The sequence below is a fragment of the Kitasatospora sp. NPDC056273 genome, from assembly GCF_042268845.1.
Lineage (GTDB): Bacteria > Actinomycetota > Actinomycetes > Streptomycetales > Streptomycetaceae > Kitasatospora.
Map to the genome: position 1 here is coordinate 1 of NZ_JBHJSJ010000020.1, position 18,583 is coordinate 18,583.

Below are 18,583 nucleotides of genomic sequence, written 5' to 3' on the forward strand. Positions count from 1 at the left end.
GGTTACATTCCGAACCCGGAAGCTAAGCCTTACAGCGCCGATGGTACTGCAGGGGGGACCCTGTGGGAGAGTAGGACGCCGCCGAACAATTCTTCTAGAGAAGCCCCCGCCGGGTGAACCGGTCGGGGGCTTCTCTGTTGTAGGGTCAACATGCAATTGTCGTCACACGGGACAGGAGGCCCCCCGGGTGGAGGTCCAGGAGACGCGGGTCCAGACCGATCGCGTCCTCACCATCCCCAATATGCTGAGCATGGGCCGGCTGGTCGGTGTTCCGCTCTTCCTCTGGCTCATCCTGTGGCCGGTCTTCGACGGGCCCAACAATGACGGTTGGGCGCTGCTGATCCTGATGTTGAGCGGGATCAGCGACTACCTGGACGGGAAGCTCGCCCGCCGGTGGGGGCAGATCAGCCGGGTGGGGCAGCTGCTCGATCCGCTGGCCGACCGGCTGTACGTGCTGTCCACGCTGGTCGGGTTGACGTGGCGTGGGATTCTGCCGTGGTGGCTCACCGCGATCCTGTTGGCCCGTGAGGCATTCATCGCCGGCCTGCTGCCGATTCTGGCCCGGCGCGGTTACGGACCGCTCCAGACGAGTTTCCTGGGGAAGGCCGCGACCTTCAATCTGATGTACGCGTTTCCGCTTCTGCTGCTCGGCAGTGTCGACAGCTGGATCGCCCGGCCGGCCGAGGTGGTGAGCTGGGCGTTCATCTGGTGGGGGACGACCTTGTACTGGTGGGCCGCGATTCTTTACGCGGTCCAGGCGCGGCAGATCGTCCGGGGGAGCACCGCGGGCCCGGCGTCCACAGTCTGAGACGTGATCTGAGAGAAGCCCCACGCCTCCTCGGTGCGTCGGACGATACCTTCCGGGTAGAGAACCTTCTGGAACGCTTTGATGGACCTGCCGGTCCACCACCGCGAAGGAGGACGCACCCGTAATGAAAGCCGTTGTAATGGCAGGGGGCGAGGGCACTCGACTCCGCCCGATGACCTCCAGCATGCCGAAGCCGCTGCTTCCGGTCGCCAATAGGCCGATCATGGAGCACGTGCTTCGGCTGCTGAAGCGGCACGGCCTCTCCGACACCGTCGTCACCGTGCAGTTCCTGGCGTCGCTGGTCAAGAACTATTTCGGTGACGGCGAAGAGCTGGGCATGCATCTGACCTATGCCCACGAGGAGACGCCACTGGGCACTGCGGGGAGTGTCAAGAACGCCGAGGACGCGCTCAAGGACGATTCCTTTCTGGTGATCTCCGGTGACGCGTTGACCGACTTCAATCTCTCGGAATTGATCGACTTTCACCGCAGTAAGAACGCTCTGGTCACCGTCTGTCTCACGAGGGTGCCGAATCCACTGGAGTTCGGCATCACGATCACGGACGAGGAGGGGAGGGTCGAGCGGTTCCTGGAGAAGCCGACCTGGGGGCAGGTCTTCTCCGACACGGTGAACACCGGTATCTACGTGATGGAACCCGAGGTCTTCGACTACGTCGCGGCGGGCGAGTCCGTCGACTGGTCGAGTGACGTCTTCCCCCAGCTCCTGAAGGAGGGCAAGCGGGTCTACGGGTACGTCGCCGAGGGCTACTGGGAGGACGTGGGCACCCACGAGAGCTACGGCAAGGCCCAGGCGGACGTCCTGGAGGGCAAGGTCGACGTCGAGCTCGACGGGTTCGAGATCTCCCCGGGGGTCTGGGTCGCCGAGGGCGCCGAGGTGGACCCGGAGGCGGTGCTGCGCGGGCCGCTGTACATCGGGGACTACGCCAAGGTCGAGGCCGGCGTGGAGATCCGCGAGCACACCGTGCTGGGCAGCAACGTGGTCGTCAAGCGCGGCGCGTTCCTGCACAGGGCGGTGGTGCACGACAACGTGTACGTCGGGCCGCAGAGCAATCTGCGGGGCTGCGTGGTCGGCAAGAACACCGACGTGATGCGGGCCGCGCGGATCGAGGACGGCGCGGTGATCGGGGACGAGTGCCTGGTCGGCGAGGAGTCGATCATCGGGGCGAACGTCCGGGTCTACCCGTTCAAGACCATCGAGGCCGGCGCCGTCGTCAACACCTCGGTGATCTGGGAGTCGCGCGGCCAGGAGCACCTGTTCGGGGTCCGCGGCGTCTCGGGCATCCTGAACGTCGAGATCACCCCGGAGCTGGCCGTCCGGCTGGCGGGGGCGTACGCGACGACGCTGAAGAAGGGTGCCACCGTCACCATCGCGCGTGACCACTCGCGTGGTGCGCGTGCGCTCAAACGGGCGATGATCTCGGCGCTCCAGACCTCCGCGATCGACGTCCGCGACCTCGAGAACGTGCCCATGCCGGTGGCCCGGCAGCACACGGCGCGGGGGAGCGCGGGCGGGATCTTCCTGCGGACCACGCCGGGTGTGCCGGACTCGCTGGACATCCTCTTCTTCGACGAGCGCGGGGCGGACCTCTCGCAGGCCGGCCAGCGCAAGCTCGACCGCGTCTACGCGCGCCAGGAGTTCCGGCGGGCCTTCCCCGGTGAGATCGGGGACCTGACCTTCCCCTCCAGCGTCTTCGACTCCTACGCGGGAAACCTGCTGCGGACGGTGGACACGACCGGAGTCCGGGAGGCCGGGCTGAAGGTGGTCGTGGACACCGCGCACGGCAGCGCGGGCCTCGTCCTGCCGAGCATCCTGGGCCGACTCGGGGTCGAGGCGCTCACCGTCTCCAGCGGGCTGGACGAGGCGCGGCCGACCGAGGACGCGGAAACGCGGCGGGCGGGCCTGGCCAGGCTCGGTGAGCTGGTCGCCTCCTCGCGGGCGGCCTTCGGGGTGCGGTTCGATCCGGTGGGCGAGCGCGTCGCGTTCGTGGACGAGCTCGGGCGGGTGATCGACGACGACCGGGCCCTGCTGGTGCTGCTGGACCTGGTCGCCGCCGAGCGGCGCAGCGGGCAGGTGGCACTGCCGGTGACCACCACCCGGATCGCCGAGCAGGTCGCCGCGTACCACGGCACCCAGGTCATCTGGACCACGACGACGCCGGACGACCTCGCGAAGGCGGCCTCCGCCGAGGGCACGGTGTTCGGCGGGGACGGGCGCGGCGGCTTCGTGGTGCCCGAGTTCAGCGGGGTGCTGGACGGTGCCGCGGCGTTCGTCCGGCTGGTCGGCCTGGTGGCGCGGACCCAGCTCACGCTGAGCCAGATCGACGCCCGGATCCCGCAGGCGCACATCCGGCGCCGGGACATCGCGACGCCGTGGGCCGCCAAGGGCATGGTCATGCGCTCGGTGGTGGAGGCGGCCGGCAGCCGTCGGCTGGACACCACCGACGGCGTCCGGGTGGTCGAGGCGGACGGGCGCTGGACGCTGGTGCTCCCGGACCCGGCCGAGGCGGTCACCCACCTCTGGGCGGAGGGCCCCGATGACGAGGCCACCGAGGCCCTGCTGGACGAGTGGGCGGCCGTGGTCGACGGAGCGGGACGGTGACGAACCGGGACTGAGCACGATCAGGAGCTGAGCTCGGAACCGCCTCGGACGGCGGGGCGCGCGGTGTGACCCGCGCGCCCCTCTGTCCGTTTTCACATCATTCGGAATATTCCGTCACATTCCGTCATGTGTGCAGCGTGTGTGCAGCTCAGGGGCCGTGCACGGGCCCCCTCGACGACATGGGACGATGGTCTCCATGCCAGCGACGCCGACGCCGAGTGCCCCGAACGGACGGTACAACCGCCCGGACGCCTCGATGTCCTTGCTGACCAACGTGATGGACCACAGCCTGGACGAGGGCTACGCGGAGGCGGCCGCCGCGCGCGGCGGTGCCCGCGACAGCCGGATACCCGGGACCCTGCCGGGGCTGCTGACGCTCGGGGCGGGGCTGGCGCTGGTCGGCGCGGTGGTGACGGTGGGCGCGGTGAACGCGCACAAGGCCGAGCCCTCGCTGGCCAAGGAACGGGACGCGCTGATCCACCGGATCAACGACAGCAACACCTCGGCCGACCGGTTGCAGAAGCAGGTGCAGGAGCTGCGGCTCAAGGTCGACAGCACGCAGCAGCAGGCGCTCGCCTCGGGCGACGCCGATCCCGGCGGGGTGAGCGGGGCCGTGGGCCTGGGCCAGGTCACCGGGCCGGGCGTGAAGCTGGTCCTGGAGGACGCCGCGGGCACGGGCAGCGGCGGCAACGTCGACCCGAGGGCCGGGCAGGGCTTCTCCAACAGCGGCCGGCTGCGGGACCGCGACCTGCAGCTGGTGGTGAACGGCCTCTGGGGATCCGGGGCCGAGGCGATCGCGATCAACGGCCAGCGGCTGACCGCGCTGTCCGCGATCCGGGCCGCGGGCGAGGCGGTGCTGGTGGACAACCGGCCGCTGGTGCCGCCGTACAACATCCAGGCGATCGGGGACGGCTCGAAGCTCCTCACCGCCTTCGAGAAGGACATGGCCGGGCAATACCTGCGGCTGCTCCAGGAGCAGTACGGCATCAAGTCGACGCTCTCCGTGCAGAAGAACCTGACGCTGCCGGCGGCGGTGGGGGTGACGCTGCGGACCGCGCAGCCGGTGACGCCCGAGGCCTCGCCCCCGGCGACCGCGGGCGCAACGCCGCCGGCCGGAGCCGGAACCCAGGAGAGCCCCGGCGCGTCCGTCTCACCGTCGGCCTCGCCTTCCGCTTCCGCCTCGTCGGCCCCGACCAGCGGTGCTTCCACCGCCAAGCGGCGTCCGCCGACCGGAACCACCAAGACCACGACAGGGACAGGAGCAGCCAGACCGTGATTGCCGTACTGGGTCTTGTGATCGGGGTGGTCGTCGGCCTCTTCGTCCAACCCGAGGTGCCGGACGCCGTCGTGCCCTACCTGCCGATCGCGGTGGTGGCGGCGCTGGACGCCGTGTTCGGCGGCGTCCGGGCGATGCTCGACGGGATCTTCAACGACAAGGTGTTCATCGTCTCGTTCCTGTCGAACGTGGTGGTCGCGGCACTGATCGTCTTCCTCGGTGACCAGCTGGGCGTCGGCTCGCAGCTGTCCACCGGCGTGGTCGTCGTCCTCGGCATCCGCATCTTCTCCAACGCGGCCGCGATCCGGCGCCATGTCTTCCGTGCCTGAGTCGGGCCGCGAGCCCGCGGCGGAGGACGGGCGGGAGGCGGCGGTGGCCGGGCCGGCCGCCGGGAAACCGGCTGGAGAGCCGGGCGGGAAAACGGTCGAGAAGGCGGTGTCGAAGCCCGTCCGGGAGGTCGTGGACGCACCTCGGACGGACAGTGCGGCGGACGCGGACGAGGCTGCCGGGACGGCCGGGGAGACCGCCGAGGCCGTGGGGCCCGTCGTCGCCTCGGCGGAGAAGTCTGACGCTAAGGCTGAGCTTGAGGCCGGTTCGGTGCCCGAGCCGACGCTGCGGCTCACGAAGGTCACCGCGCCGGCCCCCGGGGACGAGCCGAAGACCGAGCCGAAGACCGGGGCGAAGCCGGAGTCCGCGCCTGCCGCTGAGCCCGAGCCCACGCCCGAGCCCGTGTCGGGCCCGGAGCCCGCGCCGGAAGCGGGGTCCGAGCCGGAACCCGAGCCCGAGCCTGTCGCGGACCGGAGTGCCGGCCGGCGGCGCCTGAAGGCGGCGCTCTGGCCGCCGCGGCTGTCGCGCGGGCAGCTGGTGGTGGCGCTGCTGCTGTTCTCGCTCGGCCTGGGGCTGGCGATCCAGGTGCGGTCGACCAACGACCACCACAGTCAGCTCCGCGGGGCCCGCCAGGAGGACCTGGTGCGGATCCTCGATGAACTGGACAGCCGTCAGCAACGTCTTCAGCAGGAGAAGGCGGAGCTGGAGCAGTCCCTGGCGAAGTTGGAGAACAGCTCCAACCAGGCCAAGGAGGCCCAGGAGCAGACCAGGAAGAAGGCGACGGAGCTCGGCGTGCTCGCCGGCACCGTCAAAGCCACTGGTCCGGGCATCGTACTCACGGTCGATGATCCCCAAGGGCAGGTGAAGGCAGATATGCTGCTGGACACCCTGCAAGAACTTCGAGCGGCGGGGGCGGAGGCGATTCAGATCAACGATGTGCGCGTGGTGGTCAACACCTACTTCACCGACCTGTCGGCCGGTGGGGTGCAGATCGACGGGAAGAAGGTCTCGCAGCCCTACCGCTTCACGGTCGTGGGGAACCCGCAGGATCTGACACCCGCGCTGAACATCCCGGGAGGTGTCGTCCGCACGTTGGAGAGCCACCAGGCGCGGGCGACGATCGCCCAGCAGCAGAAGGTGGTCGTCGACGCCCTCGTGGACCCGAAGTCGCCGCAGTACGCCAAGCCGGCTTCGAAGTGACGGGGCGCCCGGCGAACGGCCCGTCAAGGGCGGGCGGCACCCGCTGCGGGGCGCCGCCGTCACATGGGCGAGACTGGTTCGCACCAGTACGCTCCGGAGCAACAACCGCAGTACCAACCGCCGGAGTACCACTCCAGCGGGCCCGAGCCGCAACGACCGGGCCCGCAGCATGTCCGAGGTTCTCACCCTGCCCCGCGGGCGGGTCTGTCACACGCAAGGGGATTCGCCCGTGAGTTTCTTCTCGAAGTTGTTCGGTCGTAACAAGGGCCGTGACGCCGCCGCCGTCGAGGCGCCCACCGCGCGTCACCGCCGACCGGAGGACGAGCCCGCAGTGCCGGGCATGCGTCCGGCCCCCGAGGCCGCGCCGTACGCAGGTCAGCAGCTGTACCGGGACGGCGGCGCCGCCCAGTACGCGGGGAATCAGGCGGGCTACGGCGCGTCGGTTGACCCCTCCGGCGAGCCGCGCATAGGTTTCCCGTCAGGACCCTCAACCTCTGGTGGAGGGTTTGCCCCGGATCCGTACGCCGGGCACAACCCGTCGGGTGTGCCGCGCCAGGAGGCTGTGAACATGGCTGGCCCCACTCCGTGCCCCAGGTGCGGCAACCGGAACCCGGCCGCGGCCCGGTTCTGTTCCAACTGCGGCACGGCGCTGCGCGGCGGCCTGCTTCCGGAGGGGGCGGCGGAGACCACGTCGACCATCTCCATCTCCGGCCTGGAGTCGTACGACCCCACCACCACGACCGGCACCGGCGCCACGCCGGCCCTGTCGGCCGAGGTGCTGTCGGCGATCGACGCGCTGCCGCCGGGCTCGGCCCTGCTGATCGTGCAGCGCGGTCCGAACTCCGGCAGCCGGTTCCTGCTGGACTCGGACGTCACCACGGCGGGTCGCCACCCGCAGGGTGACATCTTCCTCGACGACGTCACGGTCTCGCGCCGCCACGTGGAGTTCCGCCGCACCCCGGCCGGCTTCAGCGTCGCGGACGTGGGCAGCCTCAACGGCACCTACGTGAACCGGGAGCGGATCGACGAGGTGCCGCTGAACAACGGCGACGAGGTGCAGATCGGGAAGTACCGGCTGGTGTTCTTCGCCGGCCACAACCGGGGGTACTGAAAACGACGTCGGCAGGAGCCCGAGTGAATACGAATACCCCTTCCTCTTCTCTCGGGGCGGCCACCCCAACCCCGTCCGGTCCGCAGGCGGACCGCGGCGGACGCGGGGTGGTCGCGGGCCCGCGGCAGCCGGTCCGGGCCGAGCGGCCCGCCGGCCGCCGGCGCGGCGGTGACGAGCTGCTGAGCATCGGCGCGGTGCTGGCCTTCCTGCGCGACGACTTCCCCGAGGTCACCATCTCCAAGATCCGCTTCCTGGAGGCGGAGGGGTTGGTCGAGCCGCAGCGCACGCCCTCGGGGTACCGCAAGTTCAGCCCGGCCGACGTCGAGCGGCTGGCCTACGTCCTGCGCATGCAGCGGGACCACTACCTGCCGCTGCGGGTGATCCGGGAGCACCTGGACGCCATCGAGCGCGGTGAGAACCCGCCCGCGCTGCCCTCCGCCGCCGACACCCGGCCCGGGCCGCTGGAGGAGGCGGACCGGGAGCTGGTGGCCGGCGGCGAGGTGCCCTCCGGCGTCCGGCTGGGGCGCGCCGAACTGCTCGCGGCGGCCGAGGCCGGGGAGCCGGAACTGGCCGAGTGGGAGTCCTACGGGCTCGTCGCCCCGGGACCGGACGGCGGCTACGACGGCGAGGCGCTCCAGGTGGCCCGGCTGGTCGCGGAGCTCGGCCGGTACGGGCTGGAGCCCCGGCACCTGCGCGCCATGAAGGCCGCGGCGGACCGCGAGATCGCGCTGGTGGAACAGGTGGTGGCGCCGTTGCGCCGGCACCGGAACCCGCAGACCAGGGCGCACGCGGAGGCCACCGCCCGGGAGCTCGCGACGCTGTCCGTACGGCTGCACGCGGCCATGGTCCAGGCCGGGATGCGGACGCGTGGATAGCGCGTGCCGCCCGCGGCGCGCCCTGGCCGCACCGCGCTGACCAGCGGCGTCGGCCCTGCGCTTTCATATCCGGGAGCGGAGCCATAGGGTTGCCTGTGTGAATGAGCTCGACGTCGTGGGTGTCCGAGTGGAGATGCCTTCCAACCAGCCGATCGTGCTGCTGCGGGAGGTCGGGGGAGATCGCTATCTGCCGATCTGGATCGGCCCCGGCGAGGCGACCGCGATCGCCTTCGCCCAGCAGGGCATGACGCCGGTGCGGCCGCTGACGCACGACCTCTTCAAGGACGTCCTGGAGGCGCTCGGCCAGCAGCTCACCGAGGTCCGGATCACCGACCTGCGGGAGGGCGTGTTCTACGCCGAGCTGGTGTTCGCCGGCGGGGTCGAGGTGAGCGCACGGCCGTCCGACGCCATAGCGCTGGCGCTGCGCACCGGCACGCCGATCTACGGGAGCGAGGAGGTGCTCGCCGAGGCGGGCATCGCGATCCCGGACGAGCAGGAGGACGAGGTCGAGAAGTTCCGCGAGTTCCTCGACCAGGTGTCGCCCGAGGACTTCGGCGGCAGCGGCCCGCAGTAGCGGGGCCCGACCGTGCGGCCTTTCGGCCCATCGTTTTGCCAAAATCCGTCCATCTACCCACACTAGGGGCACGAAAAACCACTCTCCTGAGTGATGTGGTTTGTCTGGCCCGGCGTGGCGATCGTTGACGGGTCATAGGGGACTGCCTACCGTCAGGAGTGGCTGTCCGGGTGGCCGATGCCCGCAGTCGGGTTGCCCGCAGCACAAGTGGACGGAGGCAGGCATGAGCAGCACCGGCGATGACGCGGCCGTGGGAGGCCGGTGCGCCGTGCACATGCCGCGCACCGCTCGCACCGTCACGGATTTCCCCCGGGTCGGCAGGTTCCCGGCCGTACAGGCGGGCCAGCCGGCCATCGAACGGCTGGCCCCGACGTCCGACCTGCTCGGCTTCCGGGGCCCGACGGCCTGCGCGGCGGCCGGCATCACCTACCGTCAGCTGGACTACTGGGCCCGCACCGGACTGCTGGAGCCCAGCGTCCGCACCGCGTACCCGTCGACCAGCCAGCGGCTCTACAGCTTCCGCGACATCCTGCTGCTGAAGATCGTGAAGCGGCTGCTCGACGCGGGTGTCTCGCTGCAGAACATCCGGGTGGCGGTCGCCCATCTCCAGGCCGCCGACCAGGCCGACCTGGCGGGGATGACGCTGATGTGCGACGGCGCGACGGTGTACGAGTGCACGACGCCGCAGCAGGTGGTGGACCTGCTGAAGGGCGGTCAGGGGGTCTTCGGCATCGCGGTCGGAGCGGTCTGGCAGGAGCTGGAGCTCACCCTCGGGCGGCTGCACGCCGAGCGCACCGACACCGGCGAGACGATGGTCGGGCACGACCCGGCCGACGAGCTGGCCCAGCGGCGCAACCGGGCGGTCTGAGCAGGCGTTCGACGGGGCCGCGGGCCCGGACGGGGAACCGTTCGGACCCGCGGCCCCGTCGTGTTCCCCGGTTGATGTGATCGAGGGAGGGCACGTGGGAGTCGGTACCGGCATATCGGGGCTGCTGCGGCGCAGGGCCGGACTGCTGGGGGCCCAACTGCGGCAGCGGCGGACGCAGCGCAGGGTGTTCCAGGTCGGAACGGTGCTCTGCTCGCTGGCGCTGGCGCCGAGCGCCTGGGTGTGGTTCGCCGCGGGGGACCGGGTGGGCACCGTGGAGAGCGCGCCCGCCGCGCCGGTCGCGGTGGTCTTCGGGGCCGGCCTGTACCAGGGCAAGCCCTCCCCGTACCTGGAGCACCGGCTGGTCGCGGCGGTGGACCTGTACCGGGAGGGGAAGGTGCGGGCGATCCTGGTGACCGGGGACAACGGGCGGGTCGAGTACTCCGAGCCCGACGCGATGTACGACTACCTGACCCGGAACGGCGTTCCCGAGGACCGGGTGGTGCGGGACTACGCGGGCTTCGACACCTGGGACTCCTGCACCCGGGCGCGCCGGATCTTCGGGGTGGACCACGCGGTGCTGGTCAGCCAGGACTTCCACGTCCGCCGGGCGCTGGCGCTGTGCGAGGCGGCGGGCATCCGCTCGTACGCGGTCGGGGTGCCGGAACTGCACGACGCGACCTGGCTGTACGGCGGGCTGCGGGAGGTCGCCGGGGCGGGCAAGGCGGCGGCCAACGCCTGGCTGCGGCCGGACCCGGTGTTCCTCGGGCCCCGGGAGGACGGCATTCCGAAGGCGCTGGCGGAGGCCGCGAAGCAGTAGCGACGGGGGCCGGGAGCGGGGCCTCCGGCCCGGTTCGTACGCACTGTCGGACCCGTACGCGATGATCGGCGGGTGCGATCTCTGCCGAGCATCATCCACCTCGACATGGACGCCTTCTTCGCGGCGGTGGAGCAGGCGGCCAAGCCCAGCCTGCGCGGCAAGCCGGTGGTCGTCGGCGGGCTCGGCGGGCGCGGGGTGGTCTCCACGGCCTCGTACGAGGCGCGCAGGTTCGGGGTGCACTCGGCGATGCCGATGGCGCAGGCGCGCCGGCTCTGCCCCAACGCGGCCTTCCTGGCGGGGCGGTTCGAGGCCTACCGGCAGAACAGCGAGATCGTGATGGGGCTGCTGCGGCAGCTGTCCCCGCTGGTGCAGCCGCTCAGCCTGGACGAGGCCTTCGTGGACCTGGAGGCAGGCCCGTACGGACCGGCGCTGCTGGAGGCGGACCACGAGACCGGCGAACGGCTGGTCCTCGCGCTCGCGGAGGACCTGCGGGCGGACATCCAGCGGTCGACCGGGCTGACCGGCTCGGTCGGGGCGGCCGGGTCCAAGCTGATGGCCAAGATCGCCTCCGAGCAGGCCAAGCCGGACGGACTGGTCATGATCGAGCCCGGGCAGGAGCGGGCCGTGCTCGGCCCGATGCCGGTGCGGGCGCTGCCCGGGATCGGGCCGGCCACCGAACAGGTGCTGCGCCGGGCCGGGCTGAGCACGGTGGCCGACCTCGCGGAGGCGGGGGAGGCGGAGCTGGTGCAGCTGGTCGGGCGGGCGCACGGCGCCGGGATCTTCCAGATGTCCATAGGGCTGGACGAGCGGCCGGTAATCGCCGACCAGGACGCCAAGTCCGTGTCGGTGGAGGACACCTACGAGGTGGACCTGGCCGACCGGGAACGGGTGCTGCGCGAGGTGGAGGCCCTGGCCGGCCGGTGCGTACGGCGGCTGCGGGCGGCCGGGCGCTCGGGGCGGACGGTGGTGCTCAAGGTCCGACGGTTCGACTTCTCGACGCTGACCCGCTCGGAGACGCTCGGCGGGCCCACCGACGACGAGGCGGTGATCACCGCGACCGCGCGCCGGCTGGCCGAGCAGGTGGAGATCACCGGCGGGGTCCGGCTGCTCGGCGTGGGCGTCGCCCAACTCGCCGACTACACCCAGGAGGACCTGTTCGCCCAGGCGCTGCGGGAGGAGGCCGCGGAGCACGCGGAGGCGGCGGCCGAGGCCGAGGAGGCCGAGGTGGAGCCGGAGGCCGTCGTGGTGCGGCGGTGGGTGCCCGGACAGGACGTCCGGCACGAGGAGTTCGGTCCGGGCTGGGTGCAGGGCAGCGGCGTCGGGAGGGTCACCGTACGGTTCGAGACGCCGTGGGACGGGCCGGGGCGGGTACGGACCTTCGCGGTGGACGACCCGGCGCTCGAACCGTCCCGGCCGCTGCCGCTGCGCCGGGACGCGGGTGCGGACGAGGCACCGGACAAGGGGCCGGACGGTGTGTCGGAGGGGAACGGCGGGCCGGGGGAAGGAGCCTGAAACGCGAAGCGGCCCCACCCGGTGGGGGAGTACCGGGTGGGGCCGATCACCGTGCCGGACCCCGTGCGTTCGTGATGCCCTCACGATGTACGGGGACCGGGCCCCGCGCCCTGTCCCTGAGCGCGGGGGCCGGACGCCTCGTCAGGCGTCGGTCTTGACCAGCTCGGGGCTGGAGTCCTGCTGGGCCGAGCCGCCGACGACCGTCGCGGTGGCGGCCGACTTGGTGCCGCGGATCAGGAACGGGACGACGCCGGCGACGACGCAGACCACGGCTGCGGTCCAGAACGCGTGCTTGTAGGCGTCCAGGGTGGGCAGCGACAGCGGGATCTGCGGCGGCAGCTTCATGGTGTCGCCGGTCAGGATGGCGGCCATGACGGCGGTGCCGATCGCGCCACCGACCGTGCGCAGCACGGAGTTCATGCCGTTGGCGATACCGCTCTGCTCGACCGGGACGGCACCGTTGATGTAGGCCGGCATCGCGGCGAAGGCGAGGCCGACGCCGAGACCGAAGATCGCCGAGGCGGTGTAGATGTCGCCCTCGTGCCCGTGGCGCACGGCCAGGTAGGCCATCGCGATGGCGCCGAGGACGCCACCGAGGACCAGCGGCAGGCGCGGGCCGCGACGGGCGATCAGCAGGGCGCCGACCGGGGCGGCGACCATCGAGCCGATCGCGGACGGCAGCAGCAGGAGGCCGGCGTGCAGCACGCTGGCGGTGAAGCCGTAGTGGGTCAGCTTCTCCGGGGTCTGGGCGAAGTTGCTGATGACCATGAAGGAGCCGTACATGCCGAAGCCGATGAGCAGGCCGGCCACGTTGGTGAAGGCGACGGCCGGACGGGCCATCATCTTCATGTCCACCAGCGGGTGCGCGACCTTGGTCTCGATGATCCCCCAGATCAGGGCGACCACGGCGGCGACGGCGAACAGGCCGAGCGTCTTGTTGGAGGTCCAGCCCCAGTGGTTGCCCTGGCTGACCGCGACCAGCAGCGCGGAGAGCCAGCCGGCCAGGGTGAGGGCACCCAGCGGGTCGGCGCCGCCCTCCTTGTCGGTCACCGGGTCGGTCGGGACGCGGAAGGCGACCAGGGCGATCGCGATCAGGCCGAAGACCAGGCCCATCCAGAAGATCGACTTGTAGTTCCAGTGCTCCAGCAGGAGACCGGTCGCGACCAGGCCGAGGCCGGAGCCGACGCCCATCGAGGCGCTGATGGCGGCGACGCCGCCGGTCACCTTCTGCTTGGGCAGCTCGTCACGGACGATGCTGATCGCCAGCGGCAGGACGCCACCGCCGGCGCCCTGGAGGACACGGGCGACGACCAGCCAGGTGAAGGAGTGGGTGCTGACCGCCAGCGCCGAACCGGCGACCAGGCCGGCCAGCGAGATCAGCAGCATCGGCTTGCGGCCCCGGAGGTCGCCGAAGCGGCCCAGGAGGGGAGTCAGCACGGCTGCGGAGAGCAGGTTGGCGGTCATCAGCCAGGTGACGCTGGACGCGGAGACGTGCAGTTCCTTGGCCAGCGAGGGCAGGATCGGGACGACCGCGGTCTGCACCACGCTGAACGACAGCATCGCCAGGATGAGGGCCGGCAGGACCCGGGCGCTGCTCTGCTTCTCGGCCGCGGTGGTGGGCTGTGGTGCCTCACTCACGGTTGCTTCCTCCCGTACATAGTGAATGAACTGAAGTAACCATGCAGGGAGATACTTCAGAGTGTCAAATATCGAGTGGTTAAGTTTTGGCAAAGGTGAACGGTCGGGTACGTGACAAGGGCCGTGGTGGGGGGTGGCAGGTGTGGGGAGGGTGCCTGCGGTGGGTGTGCGAGAGGGGCCCCGGACGGTGTCCGGGGCCCCTCTTCGCGGGTGGTTTCAGACGAGCGGGCGCAGTGCGGCCGGGCGGGGTGAGTCGGTGGCGGGGGGTGAGGCGGGGGGTGGCGTCGAGCCGGCCGGGGAGGTGTTCTGGGTGGCGGTGGTGTCGTGGACCTCGACGTGCTCGCGGCGGAGCTCCTCCCGGACCACCTCCTCCGTCGTGTAGCGCTCGACGACCAGGCGGACCCGCTCGACGGGCGCGAGGTACTTGCGGACCACCGCGCGCTCCTCGCGGAGGGTGACCTCCTCGACGGCCTCGGCGATGTCCTTCTCGCTGAGCGTGGCGCGCTCGGCGTCGCTGACCGGCATCCGCTCGACCCGGACGCGCTCGTGGACCACGGGGATGCGGCGCTCGACCTGTTCGGTCGTCACGTACTTGCGCAGCTTCGCGGTGCCGAGGGTGTGCCACTCGGTGGTGACCTCCAGCCGCTCCTCGCGGCAGGTGATCTCGACCGGGCCGCTGGGGGCGGACGGGGCGCCGTCGGCGTGCGCGGCGCTGACGGTCGCCGCCGGGGCGGGCGTAGGCGCGGGCGCGGGGGCGGGCTGCGACTGCGGCCTCGGCTCCACGGTGGGTGCGACGGGCGCGGCCGCCGGGGTGGCGGTGGTGGCCTCGGGGGTGCTGAGCATCCGCATGTCGGCCTCCGGGGCGGTTCCGGTGCTGTCGGCGACCGCGGCGGTGACGGCGGCGGTGGGCGGGGCGGTGGCGACGGGGGCTCTGGCCGGGGCGGGCTCGGGAACGGGATCGGGGGAGCGCTCGGGGGTGTGGAAGGTGAGCGACTTCGCCGGGGCCGCCGCGGTCGTCGTGGCGGCGGCGGCCGCCGCCGTGGTGCCGAAGTCGAGGTCGGCCTGCTTGGGCCGGCTCCCGTTCTCGTGGCTCGGGCGGCCGTCCATCGGGGTGTCGAGCCCGTAGTAGCGGTACAGCTGGAGCTCCTGGGCGGGGGACAGGTGCTGGCCGACGCCGAAGTCCGGCGACTCCTTCACCAGCGACTTGTCGTACGGCACCCGGAGCTCGTCGCCGGCGAACTCGCTCGTGGTCAGCGGGACGAAGGCGTCCCGACCGAAGATGCCGGTCCGGACCGCGGCCCACTCGGGCCGGCCGGTGGCGTCGTCCAGGTAGACCTCGTCGACCGTGCCGATCTTGTCTCCGTTGCGGTCGACGGCCTTGTGACCGATGAGGTCCCGGGGGTCGATGTCGGTCTGCACTCTTTCCTCCCGTGCGCTGAGCTTGCGGAACTCCCGCAGGAAGGCGGCCGGAGCACCCGTTCCGTCCGCCACTTCACACCAAAAGCCATGAATCGGACGGACGCGAGCGGGGTGCGCCGGACGGGCTGCGCGCTGGACCGTCCGGGGGACGCGCGTAGACCCCGAACGACCTGACGCACCCGTGATCGGGGGGCCTCCCGCTGGTACCCTGGGCGACGACCGCAGAGCCCGCTCGGGAGAGTCTCCGACTGCGAAAGCCGCTGGTCGGAGCGCCGAAGGAGCAACTCCTCCCCGGAATCTCTCAGGCATCCGTACCGTGTGGGGTAGGTCACTCTGGAAAGCAGGGCAGGAGCGTCGGCGCGGAAGCCGGCGATCACCACCCTCACCGACGGTGCAAGCCGACGGAGCGCCCACAGCGCCCCGTGCGGGTGAAGCTCTCAGGTCCCGATGACAGAGGGGGAGGCCTGTCGGGTCCGCCCGCCCAGGTTCGTCCGCTGTCCGCAGCGGCGAGGCCGGCCGGCGTGCGTACCCCCGCCGGTCCGTGACCAGGAGGCCTCGACCACCATGAACGCCCAGCCGAACGCGGGACGCCCCACCGGCGCCTCGACCCTCACCGAGCTTGAGCTGGCCAGCCCCTTCGAGAACCGCCACATTGGCCCCGACGCCGCCGCGCAGGAGAAGATGCTGGCGTCCGTCGGCTACGGCTCGCTGGACGAGCTCGCCGCCACCGCGGTGCCCGAGGCGATCCGCTCCATCACCGCCCTGGACCTGCCCGCGGGCCGGACCGAGGCCCAGGTCCTCGCCGAGCTGCGCGAGCTGGCCGGCCGCAACCAGGTGCTCCAGCCGATGATCGGCCTGGGCTACTACGGCACCTTCACCCCGCCGGTGATCCTGCGCAACGTCATGGAGAACCCGGCCTGGTACACCGCCTACACCCCGTACCAGCCGGAGATCTCGCAGGGCCGCCTGGAGGCGCTGCTCAACTTCCAGACCCTGGTCTCCGACCTGACCGGCCTGCCGACCTCCGGCTCCTCGCTGCTGGACGAGGGCACCGCGGCCGCCGAGGCGATGGCGCTGGCCCGCCGCGTCACCAAGGTCAAGGGCGGCGTCTTCCTGGTCGACGCCGAGACGCTGCCGCAGACCGTCGCGGTGATCAACACCCGTGCCGTGCCGACCGGTGTCGAGGTCGTCGTCGCCGACCTGTCCGAGGGCATCCCGGCCGAGATCGTCGAGCGCGGCGTCTTCGGCGTGCTGCTCCAGTACCCGGGCGCCACCGGTGTGGTCCGCGACCTCACCGCGGTGATCGAGCAGGCGCACGGCCTGGGCGCGATCGTCGCCGTCGCCGCCGACCTGCTCGCGCTGACCCTGCTCAAGTCCCCGGGCTCGCTGGGCGCCGACATCGCCTGCGGCACCTCGCAGCGCTTCGGCGTGCCGATGGGCTTCGGCGGCCCGCACGCCGGCTACCTGTCGGTGCGCGCCGAGTTCGCCCGCTCGCTGCCCGGCCGCCTGGTCGGCGTCTCCGTCGACGTCGACGGCAACCGCGCCTACCGCCTGGCGCTGCAGACCCGCGAGCAGCACATCCGCCGCGAGAAGGCCACCAGCAACATCTGCACCGCCCAGGTGCTGCTCGCCGTGATGGCCTCGATGTACGCCGTCTACCACGGCCCCGACGGCCTGGCCGACATCGCCCGCCGCACCCACCGCTACGCCGCCGCCCTCGCCGAGGGCCTGCGGGCCGGCGGCGTCGAGCTGCTGCACGGCGAGTTCTTCGACACCGTCACCGCCGTCGTCCCGGGCCGCGCCGCGGAGATCGCCGCCGCCGCCCGCGCCAACGGCATCAACGTCCACCAGGACGGCGCGGACCGGATCTCCGTCTCCACCGACGAGACCACCACCCGCGAGCACCTGGCCGGCGTCTGGGCCGCGTTCGGCGTCCCCGCCGTCGAGGTCGCCGAGGCCGCCGACGCGCTGCCCGCCGCGCTGCTGCGCGAGGACGAGTACCTGACCCACCCGGTCTTCCACAGCCACCGCTCGGAGACCGCCATGCTGCGCTACCTGCGCCGCCTGTCGGACCGGGACTACGCGCTGGACCGCGGCATGATCCCGCTGGGCTCCTGCACCATGAAGCTCAACGCGACCACCGAGATGGAGGCGGTGACCTGGCCGGAGTTCGGCCAGCTGCACCCCTTCGCGCCGATCGACCAGGCCCAGGGCTTCCTGACCCTGATCCGCCAGCTGGAGCAGCAGCTGGTCGAGGTGACCGGCTACGACGCCGTGTCGATCCAGCCGAACGCGGGCTCGCAGGGCGAGCTGGCCGGTCTGCTGGCCGTGCGCGCCTACCACCACGCCAACGGCGACACCCAGCGCGACGTCTGCCTGATCCCGTCCTCGGCGCACGGCACCAACGCGGCCTCCGCGGTGATGGCCGGCATGCGCGTGGTCGTGGTGAAGACCCTGGTCGACGGCGACGTGGACGTCGAGGACCTGAAGGCGAAGATCGAGCAGCACCGCGACAACCTCGCCGTGCTGATGGTCACCTACCCGTCCACCCACGGCGTGTACGAGACCCAGATCACCGACATCTGCGCCCTGGTGCACGAGGCCGGCGGCCAGGTGTACGTGGACGGCGCCAACCTGAACGCCCTGGTCGGCTTGGCCAAGCCGGGCAAGTTCGGCGCGGACGTCTCGCACCTGAACCTGCACAAGACCTTCTGCATCCCGCACGGCGGTGGCGGCCCGGGCGTCGGCCCGGTCGCGGTGCGCGCCCACCTGGCGCCGTACCTGCCGAACCACCCGCTGCAGCCGGAGGCCGGCCCGGCCACCGGCGTGGGCCCGATCTCGGCCGCGCCGTGGGGCTCGGCGGCCATCCTGCCGATCTCCTGGGCGTACGTCCGGCTGATGGGCGGCGAGGGCCTCAAGCACGCGACCCAGGTCGCGGTGCTGAACGCCAACTACATCGCCAAGCGCCTGGCGCCGCACTTCCCGGTGCTCTACACCGGTCCGGGCGGGCTGGTCGCGCACGAGTGCATCATCGACCTGCGCCCGCTGACCAAGGAGACGGGCGTGACGGTGGACGACATCGCCAAGCGCCTGATCGACTACGGCTTCCACGCGCCGACGATGTCCTTCCCGGTGGCCGGCACGCTGATGATCGAGCCGACCGAGTCCGAGGACCTGCACGAGATCGACCGCTTCTGCGACGCGATGATCACCATCCGGGCCGAGGTCGACAAGGTCGGCTCGGGCGAGTGGGCGGCCGACGACAACCCGCTGCGCAACGCCCCGCACACCGCCGCCACGCTGGCCGGCGACTGGGCGCACGGCTACTCGCGGCAGGAGGCGGTCTTCCCGGCGGGCGTGAACCCGGCGGACAAGTACTGGCCGCCGGTGAGCCGGATCGACGGCGCGTACGGCGACCGCAACCTGGTCTGCTCCTGCCCGCCGCTGGACGAGTACGGCGTCTGACCCGACCGGGCCCAGGTGGTCCGGGTCGGACGGCAGGGCCCCGGCGGAGTTCTCCGCCGGGGCCCTGCCCGTC

Annotated in this window: 14 protein-coding genes, 1 rRNA gene and 1 riboswitch; of the genes, 13 read left to right on the plus strand and 2 right to left on the minus strand. The window is 71.7% G+C overall.

The genetic code is table 11. The annotated features are described in order from the left end of the window. The 12 genes from rrf to ACFCY1_RS19515 all read left to right on the plus strand — a co-directional run. Positions 1 to 87: ribosomal RNA gene (gene rrf, locus ACFCY1_RS19460) — 5S ribosomal RNA — on the plus strand; the annotation flags it as partial. A 100-nt stretch (positions 88 to 187) separates the two neighbouring features. Next, the gene (locus ACFCY1_RS19465) at positions 188 to 808 is read left to right on the plus strand and encodes a CDP-alcohol phosphatidyltransferase family protein (RefSeq protein WP_049653270.1); all 621 of its coding nucleotides are present in this window, start codon (positions 188 to 190) and stop codon (positions 806 to 808) included. Between the two features lie 124 nt (positions 809 to 932). Next, on the plus strand, positions 933 to 3,428 hold the full coding sequence (locus ACFCY1_RS19470) for a mannose-1-phosphate guanyltransferase (protein ID WP_049653268.1): 2,496 nt from the start codon (positions 933 to 935) through the stop codon (positions 3,426 to 3,428). A 196-nt stretch (positions 3,429 to 3,624) separates the two neighbouring features. Beyond that, complete coding sequence (locus ACFCY1_RS19475) at positions 3,625 to 4,704, plus strand: DUF881 domain-containing protein (RefSeq protein WP_049653280.1); 1,080 nt, start codon at positions 3,625 to 3,627, stop codon at positions 4,702 to 4,704. Further along, a complete protein-coding gene (locus ACFCY1_RS19480) occupies positions 4,701 to 5,033 on the plus strand; it encodes a small basic family protein (RefSeq protein WP_030062488.1) in 333 nt (110 codons plus the stop codon). The genes ACFCY1_RS19475 and ACFCY1_RS19480 overlap by 4 nt, the downstream gene beginning before the upstream one ends. A gap of 283 nt (positions 5,034 to 5,316) precedes the next feature. Further along, positions 5,317 to 6,231, plus strand: coding sequence for a DUF881 domain-containing protein (locus ACFCY1_RS19485; RefSeq protein ID WP_049653279.1), 915 nt, complete (start codon positions 5,317 to 5,319; stop codon positions 6,229 to 6,231). Between the two features lie 568 nt (positions 6,232 to 6,799). Further along, positions 6,800 to 7,342, plus strand: a complete 543-nt coding sequence (locus ACFCY1_RS19490) for an FHA domain-containing protein (RefSeq protein WP_049653265.1) — start codon at positions 6,800 to 6,802, stop codon at positions 7,340 to 7,342. Between the two features lie 179 nt (positions 7,343 to 7,521). Then, positions 7,522 to 8,217, plus strand: coding sequence for a MerR family transcriptional regulator (locus tag ACFCY1_RS19495; protein ID WP_198959445.1), 696 nt, complete (start codon positions 7,522 to 7,524; stop codon positions 8,215 to 8,217). 97 nt (positions 8,218 to 8,314) lie between these two features. Continuing rightward, on the plus strand, positions 8,315 to 8,791 hold the full coding sequence (locus ACFCY1_RS19500) for a bifunctional nuclease family protein (RefSeq protein WP_030303568.1): 477 nt from the start codon (positions 8,315 to 8,317) through the stop codon (positions 8,789 to 8,791). 223 nt (positions 8,792 to 9,014) lie between these two features. Next, positions 9,015 to 9,659 (plus strand): MerR family transcriptional regulator, encoded by a 645-nt coding sequence (locus tag ACFCY1_RS19505; RefSeq protein WP_049653260.1) that lies wholly within the window; start codon positions 9,015 to 9,017, stop codon positions 9,657 to 9,659. Between the two features lie 124 nt (positions 9,660 to 9,783). After that, a complete protein-coding gene (locus tag ACFCY1_RS19510; RefSeq protein WP_375875427.1) occupies positions 9,784 to 10,476 on the plus strand; it encodes a vancomycin high temperature exclusion protein in 693 nt (230 codons plus the stop codon). 72 nt (positions 10,477 to 10,548) lie between these two features. Continuing rightward, positions 10,549 to 11,988, plus strand: a complete 1,440-nt coding sequence (locus tag ACFCY1_RS19515; RefSeq protein ID WP_375875368.1) for a DNA polymerase IV — start codon at positions 10,549 to 10,551, stop codon at positions 11,986 to 11,988. 141 nt (positions 11,989 to 12,129) lie between these two features. On the opposite strand, the gene ACFCY1_RS19520 is transcribed toward ACFCY1_RS19515, so the two are convergent. Continuing rightward, a complete protein-coding gene (locus ACFCY1_RS19520; protein WP_063780197.1) occupies positions 12,130 to 13,626 on the minus strand; it encodes an MFS transporter in 1,497 nt (498 codons plus the stop codon). A gap of 216 nt (positions 13,627 to 13,842) precedes the next feature. Beyond that, a complete protein-coding gene (locus tag ACFCY1_RS19525) occupies positions 13,843 to 15,117 on the minus strand; it encodes a PRC and DUF2382 domain-containing protein (RefSeq protein WP_375875369.1) in 1,275 nt (424 codons plus the stop codon). A 151-nt stretch (positions 15,118 to 15,268) separates the two neighbouring features. Then, a riboswitch (glycine riboswitch) is annotated at positions 15,269 to 15,372 on the plus strand. 237 nt (positions 15,373 to 15,609) lie between these two features. Here ACFCY1_RS19525 and gcvP point away from each other — a divergent pair. Continuing rightward, positions 15,610 to 18,510, plus strand: coding sequence for an aminomethyl-transferring glycine dehydrogenase (gcvP, locus tag ACFCY1_RS19530; protein ID WP_074004467.1), 2,901 nt, complete (start codon positions 15,610 to 15,612; stop codon positions 18,508 to 18,510). The last annotated feature ends 73 nt before the right edge of the window (positions 18,511 to 18,583 follow it).

What these genes read in the sequence shown, in the direction of transcription:
- ACFCY1_RS19470 (WP_049653268.1), top strand. Translation starts at nt 933, where the DNA reads ATGAAAGCCGTTGTAATGGCAGGGGGCGAGGGCACTCGACTCCGCCCG.
- ACFCY1_RS19475 (WP_049653280.1), top strand. Translation starts at nt 3,625, where the DNA reads ATGCCAGCGACGCCGACGCCGAGTGCCCCGAACGGACGGTACAACCGC.
- ACFCY1_RS19490 (WP_049653265.1), top strand. Translation starts at nt 6,800, where the DNA reads ATGGCTGGCCCCACTCCGTGCCCCAGGTGCGGCAACCGGAACCCGGCC.
- ACFCY1_RS19505 (WP_049653260.1), top strand. Translation starts at nt 9,015, where the DNA reads ATGAGCAGCACCGGCGATGACGCGGCCGTGGGAGGCCGGTGCGCCGTG.
- gcvP (WP_074004467.1), top strand. Translation starts at nt 15,610, where the DNA reads ATGAACGCCCAGCCGAACGCGGGACGCCCCACCGGCGCCTCGACCCTC.